Here is an 11602-nt window from a genome sequence, read left to right on the forward strand (position 1 = left end):
TTCTCGGAAAACGGATGGGGAAGAGTCGCAAGAAACCGTTCGACTGCAGGCAATATGCCGCAAGCAATCAATCCATATCGGACACAAAAAGCGCCCCGAAACGGATTAAGTTGAGGGATATTTGCACCGTCACCTTCGTTGGAAAGGTGATCGACATGAGAGAGTCCAGCCTGGCGGCATTTGATATGGGAAAACGGCGCAGCGGAAGACCCGGCGATTATGAGCAGCAGGTTTCCTCGCTCATTCATCAGCTCGAGGCACTGCTTCTGGACAGACCGCGCGTCGTCCCGGTCTCCTTCGGGCCGCCTGCCAGCCAAGCACTATCGGCGGTGCACCGCTCCGATGAAGACCCGCCCGACGCGCAAAGAGATCCAAAAAGCTTTCCGCAAGGCCGCGCCGCCCAGGCGCGCGCCCTTATCCGCCAACGCCGCCTGCGCTCCGACTTCCTACCCGCCTCGCTCTTCGGCGAAGCCGCCTGGGACATGCTGCTCGATCTCTACGCCGCCCATTATGAGGGCCAGCCCGTTTCGGTATCGAGCCTCTGCATCGCATCTGCCGTTCCTTCAACGACGGCGCTCCGCGCAATCGAGGCAATGGAGCGCGACGGCAGCCTTGCTCGCGTGCCCGATCTCAAAGACAAGCGTCGCATTTTTCTTAAGATCAGCGATGCGCGTCGCGCCGAGCTCGACGCCTACTTCGATCGACTAGGCGCCTGAACGCCAGGCATGGCCCGATAGCAGCAGAATCACCGACTTGCCGACATTGACAGGCCATAGGCGTAAACGGCCGAGCCGTCCTTGCGACAGGCCTACCCCCAGACGTCGCGCGCCACGCGGACGAAATTCGCCCCCATGATCTTGTCCGCCCGCGCCTGCGAGTGCCCGCGGCTGCGCAACAATCGGGCGAGGGCGCGATATTGATCGGGGCCCTGAAGGTCGACGACGAAAAAGGGCGCATCCTCTCGCTCGCCGGGCGCGGCGATACCCTGCGCACGGCGCTGCACGATATACTGACGCTGTGCTTCCATGAATTCGGCCATATTTGGGACCGCCGACATCGGACCATCGGTGCCGATCCCGACATGATCCTCACCGCAAATCTTGATCGCATGCTCGATGTGCCGCGCGACATGCTCAGCCTTCGCGGGGCCGCTGTCGGTGAGGAATGGCATGAAGTAGATTCCCACATAACCGCCCTTCTCGGCGACCAGCCGCAATTCCTCGTCGCTTTTGTTTCGCGGCACATCGACGAGTGCCCGGCAGGCGGTGTGGGTGATCGTCACCGGCCGTGCCGAATGACGCACGGCGTCGAGGCAGGTGCGCTGCCCGCTGTGCGAAAGGTCGCACAGGATACGCCGCTCGGCGAGGCGCTCGACCACCGAGCGGCCGAAGGGTGTCAGTCCGCGATTCTCCGGTACGATCGAACCGTCACCGACGCTGGTTGCGGCATTGTAGGTGAGCTGAAAGACGCGCAGACCAAGATCGGCGAACAGGTCGACGCGTTCAACCTTGTCGCCGAGCATCGTGCTGTTCTGGCTGCCATAGATGACGCCGACCTTGCCTTCGCGCCTGGCACGAAGAATGTCGTCGGCGGTGAGGACGTGCAGCAACTTGTCGCTGCGCTGGCGGACGATCCGGTTCCAGCGCCCGATGTCGGCGACGCTATGTTCGAATGGATCGATATCGCCCGCGACATGGCCGACGGTGACGTTCACCGCCGCCATGCCGGCGGCAAGCGTGTCGCGGACCGCGCTATCGGTCACCATTTCGGGCCGTGTCTCAACGATGAGCGGTTTCGAACCGGGCGGCGGTGGCGGCGCATCGAAGCCGAACAGCGTGCCGAGCGAGTTCACGAACAGCGGATCGCCGCCACCCGATGCCGCTCCGGGTTCGCCGGCAACGGCGGCGACGGGATCCAGCGCTGCCGCCGCCACGGTTGCCGCTGCCGAGGCGAAAAGAAAATTCCTGCGGTCCTGAATCATTTCACATCTCCCATTTTCGCGGCCGCAACCGGCTTGCGCGGCTGCATGCCCGCAGCGACGAAAAGCTTGTCCGGGTCAAAAAGCACACCGTCCTTCATCACCACTTCGGTCTTCGCGATATCGGCGATGCTCACCGTCGGATCGCCCTCGACCAGCACAAGATCGGCGAGCTTGCCGACCGCAATCGATCCGAGCCGATCCTCCGCGCCGGCGACACGCGCTGCGCCGAGCGTCGCCATATGGAGCGCGTCGACCGGTGCGAGCCCTGCCTTTACATATGTGGCAAGTTCGAAGGGCATCGACACACCGGTGAGGCCGTCGGTCCCGGCCACCAGCGGAACGCCCGCACGATGAAAGCGGAGGAAGAGCTGACCGAGACGATCGAGCGACTCCCGGTATTGCGCCCGCGTCGCTTCGTCCTTGGCCATCCCGCCACCCGACACGGACCGGATTACGGTCGCGGGCATACGATCGGCGAATGCGGCGACGCTCGGAACGGGTTCGCCCGGCCGGGCAAGCAGCGTATCTTGGAAGACGCCCAGCGTCGGATCGAGCACGATACCGCGGGCGCGGACCAGCGTCACGAGATCCCGCACCTCCTTCGAATCGAGGTCGAATTCGCGACCGCGCTCGCCAAGCGCGCTGATACGCGCAGGCGTGTTTGTTTTTGCGACGACCTCATCGCCCATAAATCCCAGCAACCAGAAATTGGCGTGCGTGATCTCGTCGAAGCCAGCCTCGATCGCCTGCGTCATTGTCATCCCTGCCGGCACATGGCCGCCGACGCGCATTCCGCGCCGATGCGCGTCGTCGATGATCACCTTGGCAAGATCGGAGGGCAGCGAGCTGTAGAGCTTGACGGCGGGGAAGCCCGCATTCTTCGCCCGCGCGACCGCTGCCAACGCTTCCTCCTTCGTTCCTACGAGCAGTTCGGTCGGGCCCGCGAGGGGGTGCTTGCCATCGATCATCGCCGCCCGGAAAACGCGCGGCCCGATCAATTCGCCTTTATCCCATGCGGCGCTGCGCGCAGCGAGCTTGTCGATCTGGTTCGCAAGATCGCGCGCGCTGGTAATCCCCGAGCCCAGCGCAAGCAGGCCGCTTATATTGTCGGCGAGATGGGTGTGCATGTCGAAAAGGCCGGGAAGCAGGGTGCGCCCCTTGCCGTCGATCACCATGTCCGATCGCTCTTCGACCGTAATGTCCTTCGCCGCGCCGACCCAGATGATGCGGTTCCCGCGGACGATGACGGTCTGATGTTCGACCCGCTTGCGTTTCACCGCGTCATAGATTGCGACATCGTGAAAAGCGACGGCACCGGCGGGCTTTTGCGCGAGACTCTTCGCCTGTGCGATCTCGCGATCAGTGAGCGCCTGTTCCTGCAGCGCGATCAGCCTGTCCCCCTCGGCGCCAAGCCCCTGCCTGCGCGCCGATACCCAACTATTCCCTTCGAGGATCAGATGGCCATCGTCACCGAGCCAAACCGGGCTCGGAGCGAATGAAAGACCGTGAATGAAATAGAGCGTCGCTCTGCCGGTCGGCAGCGTCGTTTCCGTCACCCGTTCGATGCGCGCCTTTCCGCGGGGCAGCAGGTTCAGTTCGCCGCCCGGTGCCCGCAGCAAGGCGGCGGCCAGCGCGGCCGTCGCGTCGAGCGTGCCCTCGTGCGGGACATAATATCCGCCTCGTTTCGCTCCGCCCGCATCGGCGGCACTCTTCCAGCGTACGTCATCGGCGACACTCTCGAACCGCTCGTCGACTGGCGCTTTCAGATAATTCACCCCCGACGCAAAATAGGAGGTCGGCACGCCATCCGGGCCGGTTCGCTGCTCGGTCCGGAAATCGGGCCCGCGGCCGCGATCGACATATTGGAATCGGACGCGGCGGGCATCTCCCTCGGTCGCAACCGTCATTTCGCCCTTCACGGTCCCCATGATCAATATGTCATATGTGCCGTCGGCTGCGGCTGGCGTCGCGACCCATGCCGCAGACGAAGTGATGCACGCAGCGAGCAGGGCCCGGGTACGGCGAAATGAAACCATCGTTGCGCTTCCTCTTTTTCTACCTTCAGGAAGCGACAGTCTCGACCGGGTCTCATTTCTTTCATGGCATGGCAATATCGGGCCCGACGGGAGCTTCGATCGGCAGACAAGCGCACGACCTCCAGAGATATAGTCCGGCTGCGAACCACATTCTTTCAGCGCGATCGCAAAAAAATAAACCGCTGGAATTTTGCCTTCCGGAATCAAATAATTCCCGCGCCAGCTCATCTTCCCAACGAAGACAGGATCAGTCGATGGATAGCCTTGACGACCAAAAATGGACGGCGCTTGCCGCAATCTGGCAATCGCCCGCCGACGAGCCGAACATCGACGAGTTGAAACGCGCGCTCCGCCGGCGTTCGCGGAACGCAAACATCCTGTTCCTTTTCGACCTGTTGCAGGGCGCGATCCAGATCGGTCTCGGGATCATGTTGTTCGCGCGCTGGACCTGGCCCTCCAATCTCGTTGGAGTGTCGCTGCTGCTCTTCGGTATCTTCGCGCTCGCGCTCGCCATATGGACCCGCTTCGGCGCCGACGGCGGCGAGGCAGCGAGCGAGGACAATGCCCTGGCGCTGTCGATGCGTCATGCGGAGACCGGCATTCGCTGGGCCATTTCGGGATATCTTGTGATCGGCAGCGGCGTCCTGCTGTTGTTGATCCTTGGCTATGCCCACAGCCAGCCGGGCTATCAGAGCATCATACCTCTCCCCTATTGGCTCAAGGCCGGTTTCGCCGTGAGCTACCTCCTCTTCTGGCTCTGGCGCTGCACTCGCCTGCTCCGCGACAATCGCCGTCTCGCGCAGGGGCTGCGCGCGATCGAACAGGATCTCTATCCGGCGGACACCGGTGCCGGCTTACCCGACCGCGACGTCTGAGATGATGCAACGGGGCGAATTCGAAACATTGATGCGCGAGCATGGCGCCATGCTCGGCCGCATTGCCGCGAGCTACGAGGCCGATCCCGCCAAGCGCCAGGAACTTCAGCAGGATATTTTCGCATCGATATGGCGCGCGCTTCCGGGGTTCCGGGGCGAAGCTTCGCTCCGGACCTTTGTCGCCCGGATCGCGCATAATCGTGCCATCACCCATGTCGCACGCGCAGCGTCCGAACCGCGAATGAGCGAGCTCGACGACGCGCTACCCAGCGATCAACCCTCTCCGTTCGAAGATGCCGAACGCGCCGATCAACAGCGCCGGCTTCTCGATGCGGTCAGGACCTTGCCGCTCAGCCTGCGCGAGCCGGTCGTCCTCACGCTCGAGGACTTTTCGCCGCGCGAGATCGCGGAGATGCTCGCGCTCAATCCGAACATCGTCTCGATCCGCCTGACGCGCGCAAAGGCATTGCTGCGGAGCGCCCTCGACGACGGCAGTTGATCGTCAATCGCTTTCTCTGCAGTCGATCAACCGCGGTCGGCCGACAGGATAGCTTTCAAGATCGCTTCCGACCGGCGTTGGCCATAGCCCCGGCCATATGCACTCGAGGTGATGGCAACGACCATATGCCGGCATGGGATGACATAGAGCTTGTTGCCGCCATTGCCCGAGGCGAAGGAAACAGACACCGGTTCGCCGCCGATATCGTGAACCTTCGAAAACCAGAAATAGCCATAGCCATCGGCGAAGGGGTCATCGGCCGATATATGGACGCGGGGGGCAAGTGCTTCCCCGATCCAGCGCGCACTTATGATCCGGCGTCCGCGATATACGCCCTTGCCGCGCACCATCTCGCCGATGGTCGCAAAGCCGCGCAGCGTGAGCCACAGATTGCCTTGCCCTTTGGTGTACCCCGCCGCATCCGAGGCCCAGTTCCAGCGGTCGATCCCCAGCGGGGCGAATAGCGACGATTTCGCAAAATCGGACATGCTCGTCCCGGTCGCTTTCGCCACGACGATTCCCGCCGCGTAGGAGGTGACCGAATTGTAGCGATAGCGCGACCCCGGTGGATCGGCATTTGGAACCGCAAGGAGGAAGGCGGCCGGATCATCCGCCATATCGAGCTTGTCCTCATTGCCGGGCGACGCCGGATCTTCATCGAACGCGGCCAGTCCCGAACGCATGGTGAGCAGGTCGCGGATCGAAACCATCCCGATCGCGCTCGACCTGGCCTCGGGCCAATATTTCGCGACACGGTCGTCGGGGCCGCTGATCCTGCCCCCATCGATCGCGATTCCCATCACGAGCGCCGTCACGCTCTTGCCGGCTGACCTGACGTCGTGCAGCGTATCGGCCGTTTCGCCGTTAAAATAGCGTTCGGCGACCGTCCTGCCATCGCGCAGGACGATTACCCCGCGAAGATCGGGATGCTCGTCGCGATCGAACGCGACGAGCGCGTCCTGAAGCGCGGCATCCGCTTGCGGCGGTGCCGGCGAAGCCCCGCAAAGCGCAAGCGCGCCGGCAGCAACGCCGATCGACTTCACCCATATATTCAAATCCGCCTCCCTTAGCCTGGACGCTATACCGACGGCCGGAGGACCGCTGCCAGCAATCGGTGAAAATTGCCGCCGATGACGGCTTCTATTTCCTCGTCGGAATAGCCGCGCACAACCAACGCTTCGACCAGGTCGAACATACGCCGTGGATGATCGAAGCCATCGGTGTCCATCCGCTCGCGAAACGCCATGCTCGACTTGTATGACGTCCTGAGCGCTGCATTCATGGCGGGGGGCATGTCGTCATAGCCGTGCAGGTCGATATCCGAACCGACGCCAACATGCTCGATCCCGACCAGTTTGCGGACATGATCGATATGATCGACGATATGCATCACGTTGGTCGGCTCGCGCGAGCGGACGAAATTGCGCATCCCCGTCATGCCGATCACCCCGCCCTTCGCGGCGAGCTTGCGGATCGCCTCGTCGGTCTTGAGGCGGGGGTTATCGTTGAGCGAGCGGCAATTCGAATGGGTGATCGCAATCGGGCCGTCGGACATTTCGATTGCATCGAGCGTCGTCCGGTCGCCGCAATGCGACACGTCGATCAGCATGCCCGCCTGGTTCATCGCCGCAATGATTTTCACGCCGAAATCCGTAACGCCGCCATCGACCCGCTCGGTCGAACCCGCCCCGATCAGATTCTGTCGGTTATAGGTCAGCTGCGAACAGCGCTGGCCGAGGGCATAGAAGGTCGCGACATCGTCCGCGGAACGGAAATGTTCGGAATCCTGTACGCCGAGAACCACCGCGATGCGGCCGTCGCGGCGCGCCCTTTCCATCGCGGGAATATCGGTTGCCAGAAGAAACAGGTCGCTGTGACGCGCAAGAAAGCCGCTCCATCCGGCAAAATAGCGCAGCCCCTCGGCATGGGCGTTCGGTCCCGAAACGGGCAGGGCGCTGTGCAGCACATCCACCCCGCCCGCGCGAAAGGCCTTCCTTTCCTCTTCCGTCAGTGTCCAATCCCACGGGTTGACGGAAAAATCGAGGCGCAGCGGCGCGAGCATGTCGACCACAATATGGCGCTCGACCAACGCCCGCGCCCGGCGGGAATAACCCGCTGACGCAAAACCGATCGCCTCAAAGGGCGCCCCCAACAAAGCAACCCCGAACGCCGTCGCTCCGAGCAGTTGCCTCCGGCCGACCGGCACGCGCCGCTGCACGGGCTAGAACCGCGTATCGACGCTGAGGCCGATGGTCCGCGGTAACGCGACCGGCGAATTGAGCTGCACGATCGCCCCGCCCTGCCTGAGCGCACCAGGAGCCGTATAGGCCCGTGTATCCATAAGATTCTTTGCGTAGATGCGGACGGTCCAGCGATCGCCGACGAGCGCGGCGCTGACATCGACCAGTTCGTGGGGCCTCGCACGTACCGCGGTGGGGCTGCTCTGAAGCGTGTTATAGCTTGCGCCGACGCGGCGCAGCCCCCCGTCGAAATGCAGCTTCCAGCCATCGGCAACATCGGTTTGATAGCGGATTGTCGCGGCGCCGCTGAATCTCGGCACATAAGGCATCCGGTCGCCGTCTGCGCCGCCCAGCGGCACGGCGCCGGCCGTAACCTTCGCATGAGTATAGGCTCCGTTTAGCCCGAGGATCAGGCCGTCGACCGGCTCGATCTCGGTCTCGAACTCGAACCCCTTGCTGCGCGCCTCGCCGCCATTGGCAAAATAGGTGATGTTTCCGGGGCCGAGAAGATTGATCTGGATGTCCGACCAGTCGATCAGGAAAGCCGAAACATTGAAGTTCGCGCGGCCGTCCAGCAGGTCCGATTTCAACCCCACCTCATAGTTGACGGTGGAGTCCGACTTGACCGAGGGCGGCACGCCCGGAAGCGCGAGATTGGGCCCGCCCGGACGATAGCCGCTTGCGATCCGGGCATAGATGGTCACGTCCTGCGAAGGCTGCCAACGCATATTACCCATATAGTTTACGACCGTCTCCTTCGATCGCCCGGGCGTAACGGCTGGCACCGCCGCCGCGCCGCCATCGATCTGTCGGAAATCCTGTTTGTTCCAGCCGACCCGAAGGCCGCCGCTGATGTCGAACCGATCGTTGAATTGATAGGTCAGGTTCGCGAAGCCCGCATATTCCTGATATTTGGTCGGGATCGTCGCGGTGAGCAGCGGGTTGAGGAGTGCCACGGGCGTACCCTGCGCGGTGAATGCGCCGATACGCTGATCCTGCAGCGCTTTTTCGTCCGAATAGAAGAGTCCCGCCATCCACAGGAACGGTCCCTGATCGGGCGAAGCGAGACGGAACTCCTGCGTGAAGCGCTTGAGATCGACCTGGAAATCGAGCGGCGTCAACCCTGGCCCAGGAAGCCCGCCGTTCGCCGCCGCGCATCCCGGCGTGATGCTGCAGAAAACCGGAATCAGTGGGCCGAACGCGATCGACTGGTCGAGCGTCTGGTCAGCGTTGGCCTTCGAATAGCTTGATGCCGAGGTAAAATCGGCCCAACCGAAATCCCAGTCGACGGTCGCCGCGTAATGCTGGATCTTCTGCGAATAGGGCGTCGCAAGCCGGCGGCGCTGCGACAGCGAATTGTCGCCCGTAAACGGTCGCCCGGTCGAGGGGTCGAGCGTGACAACCGCTACGCCGTCGCCCTGGGTCTTCTGGATCAACGCCGACAATTTGACCGAAATATTCGCATCCGGCGTCCACAGCAGCGCCACCCGTGCGCTGTCCTGGTTGGTATCGTTGACGTCGCGACGCCCGAGCAACGAATTGTCGATAAAGCCCGGCGATCGTCGCAGCAGATAGCTCGCGCGCGCGGCAAGCCGTTCCCTTGCCAAAGGCACGTTGACGGCGCCACGCAACACCCATCCCGCATCGGCCGCGCCTCTCGTCGCGAAGAGCTCCCCGCCCGCCTCGGCGCCAAACGCCACGGTATCGGGGAGTCGCGTGACATATTTGATCAGCCCACCCAACGAATTCGCGCCATAAAGCGTACCCTGCGGCCCGCGCAGCACTTCGATCCGATCGATATCATAGGGCGCGAGGTCAAGAACGCGCGTAGACCCCGCCGCCCAGGCGTTGCTCGAGCCGAATGGCGTCTCGTCGACATACATGGCGACCGCCGCGGTTTCCCCAAGCGGCGGAACACCGCGCAGGACAATCCGTCCCTGGCCGGTCCCCCCCTGGCTGACGAAGTTCAGCCCCGCGACATAGCCCGCATAGTCGGAAAGCTGTTGCGCCCCGACCGCCTGTAACCGGTCGGCGCCGAGCGCCGTGACCGATGACGGCACGTCCTGCAGGCGTTCGGATCGCTTGTCCGCCGTGACGACGATATCCTCGTCGTCCGCCGGGCCTTCCGTGCCCGAACCATCCGAACTTGCCATCGCGGTCGGCACGGTCGCGAGCGCGATGCCCGCAACGGCGCTGGTCAAAAATAGGCGCTTATGCATGTCGATTCCCCCCCTGTTCGCCGACGCCGATCGCGAGTTCCGATCGATCCGGGTGCTTCCGGATTTCGGCCGAGGGAATAGTCCCGGGCATGCCGATATGCTTTCAAACAAACTGTAATATACTGAAATTTAATTGTAATTATCGACACCAGCTTGTCATCGGCGACCAACCAGCGTTTTCCATCCCGCTACGATACGCCCGATCAGGACTTTGCGAGTTTCGACCAGCGTCAAACCGAGCGCCCAGGCGATAGCCCAGATCAGTCCCTCGCCCGTGACCGCGGCCGCTATGACGACGAGCGTCCACATATCCCCGTCCAGCCCCATCGACGCGCCCACCAGAAATCCCGCCCAGCTTGCTAAGCAAAGAAGGGCTACCACTTTGACGATCAGCCAGCGAATAGTCCGGCGACCTTCCCCGCGATTCATATCTTCATCGTTCATTGTTCGCCGCTCTTTCCATAGCCGTCCGCAACCTCGCCACGACGCCCGGCCGTGCCGCGTCCAAAGCCGATAGTCGGAGGCGCACGACATTTCTTTCAATGTTCACCGTGGCCGGACGCAGTTCTTGGGACGATGATGGACGTCTATTCGCGCTGGATCGCGGGGAGCCAGCCTGCCCCTCGGCCAATCTTCGATATTTCCAGAGACAGCACTCGGCTCGTATCGCCGGCACATCTTCAGTGCGTCGGCGTCGGGACCATATCTATGTGGGCACGCCAAATATGGTCGACGCTGTCGTCCGGCTGACGGACCGGCCCAGCCGCCCGTCTTCTATTCTAGCGCTAGCAGAAACTCACCTGACGGGGCTGTGGCCGCGGGGTGATCGTCAACAGGCCCATCACGACTGCCTTGGTGATGAGATGCGCTCGATTGCGTGCGCTCAGCTTCAACCGCACATTCTCGATATGCCGCTCGACCGTGCGCGGGGCAATTTCGATTTCGAGCGCTATTTCCTTCGCCGACTGCCCAACCGAGACCAGCTCCAGAATCTGCTGCTCCCTGTCCGTCAGTTGCCGTTCCATCCAAAGAAGACCAGATTCCACGTCGCATCTCCTGCACGCATTTCGCGCGGTTAAACAAGCGACCGATGGAGTTTTTTGCGCGACTCACGCGCTGCCCCTTTGCATGAGACCGTAGGTGCGCCCTATACCCTAGGCAATTGCGATCGCGACGAGTTGGTGCTGGCGCGCGATGATGCTGGTCGCGGCGATAATCCTCCGCCCCGGCCCTATCCATAAATGATGTCGTCGGCTATCTGGACCCGCCCGACGGCCAATGGAGTAATCGATGTCGACATCCCTCTTCCTCGACGATCTGAAAATCGGCCAGCAATGGCACGGCGGTCCGATCGAGATGACCGAGGTCGACATCATCCGCTTCGCACGCGAGTATGACCCGCAGCCGATGCATATCGATCCCGCGGCTGCGGCCGGCGGCCGTTTTGGTGGCATCATTGCCAGCGGCTGGCACGTCGCCTCGGTCGTAATGCGCGATTTCGTGGACAACGCTCCGTTCGGCGATACACCGCTCCTCGGGCTCAAGATCGACGATCTGCAGTGGCGCCTTGCCGTGCGTCCGGGTGACGTCCTGCACATCACGCGCGAGGTGGTCGACATCGCTCAGTCCCGAAGCAAGCCCGACCGCGGCGTGCTCACCATGCGGATGACCGTCACCAATCAGGATGGCGTGGTCGTTATGTCGTTCGTCAATCTGATGCAGATGCCTGTCCGGCCCGCAGCCTGAGCCTAT

General features: G+C 62.7%; 10 protein-coding genes and 1 pseudogene. 4 read left to right on the forward strand and 7 right to left on the reverse strand.

Features of this window, described 5'->3' with window-relative positions:
• The first annotated feature begins 14 nt into the window (after positions 1 to 14).
• On the forward strand, positions 15 to 716 hold the full coding sequence (locus SC1_RS15485; RefSeq protein ID WP_152682464.1) for a hypothetical protein: 702 nt from the start codon (positions 15 to 17) through the stop codon (positions 714 to 716).
• 92 nt (positions 717 to 808) lie between these two features.
• Here the strand turns inward: SC1_RS15485 and SC1_RS15490 are convergent, their stop codons facing one another.
• Positions 809 to 1981, reverse strand: coding sequence for a dipeptidase (locus tag SC1_RS15490; RefSeq protein WP_062184647.1), 1173 nt, complete (start codon positions 1979 to 1981; stop codon positions 809 to 811).
• Positions 1978 to 4017: an amidohydrolase family protein gene (locus tag SC1_RS15495; protein ID WP_062184650.1), complete on the reverse strand. Its 2040-nt coding sequence runs from the start codon at positions 4015 to 4017 to the stop codon at positions 1978 to 1980. The genes SC1_RS15490 and SC1_RS15495 overlap by 4 nt, the downstream gene beginning before the upstream one ends.
• 254 nt (positions 4018 to 4271) lie before the next feature.
• Between SC1_RS15495 and SC1_RS15500 the strand changes: the two genes are divergently transcribed.
• The gene (locus SC1_RS15500) at positions 4272 to 4892 is read left to right on the forward strand and encodes a hypothetical protein (protein ID WP_062184653.1); all 621 of its coding nucleotides are present in this window, start codon (positions 4272 to 4274) and stop codon (positions 4890 to 4892) included.
• 31 nt (positions 4893 to 4923) lie between these two features.
• The gene (locus SC1_RS15505; RefSeq protein WP_202966820.1) at positions 4924 to 5391 is read left to right on the forward strand and encodes an RNA polymerase sigma factor; all 468 of its coding nucleotides are present in this window, start codon (positions 4924 to 4926) and stop codon (positions 5389 to 5391) included.
• Positions 5392 to 5417: 26 nt separating this feature from the next.
• On the opposite strand, the gene SC1_RS15510 is transcribed toward SC1_RS15505, so the two are convergent.
• The 5 genes and pseudogenes from SC1_RS15510 to SC1_RS15530 all read right to left on the reverse strand — a co-directional run.
• On the reverse strand, positions 5418 to 6446 hold the full coding sequence (locus SC1_RS15510) for a serine hydrolase (protein WP_202966821.1): 1029 nt from the start codon (positions 6444 to 6446) through the stop codon (positions 5418 to 5420).
• A 23-nt stretch (positions 6447 to 6469) separates the two neighbouring features.
• On the reverse strand, positions 6470 to 7480 hold the full coding sequence (locus tag SC1_RS15515; RefSeq protein WP_238586742.1) for a dipeptidase: 1011 nt from the start codon (positions 7478 to 7480) through the stop codon (positions 6470 to 6472).
• Between the two features lie 132 nt (positions 7481 to 7612).
• Positions 7613 to 9850 (reverse strand): TonB-dependent receptor, encoded by a 2238-nt coding sequence (locus tag SC1_RS15520; protein WP_062184662.1) that lies wholly within the window; start codon positions 9848 to 9850, stop codon positions 7613 to 7615.
• Positions 9851 to 10006: 156 nt separating this feature from the next.
• Positions 10007 to 10294, reverse strand: a complete 288-nt coding sequence (locus tag SC1_RS15525) for a hypothetical protein (protein WP_062184665.1) — start codon at positions 10292 to 10294, stop codon at positions 10007 to 10009.
• 341 nt (positions 10295 to 10635) lie between these two features.
• Positions 10636 to 10914: pseudogene (locus SC1_RS15530) on the reverse strand (response regulator transcription factor); the annotation flags it as partial.
• A 226-nt stretch (positions 10915 to 11140) separates the two neighbouring features.
• Between SC1_RS15530 and SC1_RS15535 the strand changes: the two are divergent.
• Entirely contained in the window at positions 11141 to 11596 is a 456-nt protein-coding gene (locus SC1_RS15535) for a MaoC/PaaZ C-terminal domain-containing protein (RefSeq protein ID WP_062184670.1), read from the forward strand.
• The last annotated feature ends 6 nt before the right edge of the window (positions 11597 to 11602 follow it).

It is taken from the genome of Sphingopyxis sp. C-1 (genome assembly GCF_001047015.1).
Classification (GTDB): Bacteria; Pseudomonadota; Alphaproteobacteria; order Sphingomonadales; family Sphingomonadaceae; genus Sphingopyxis.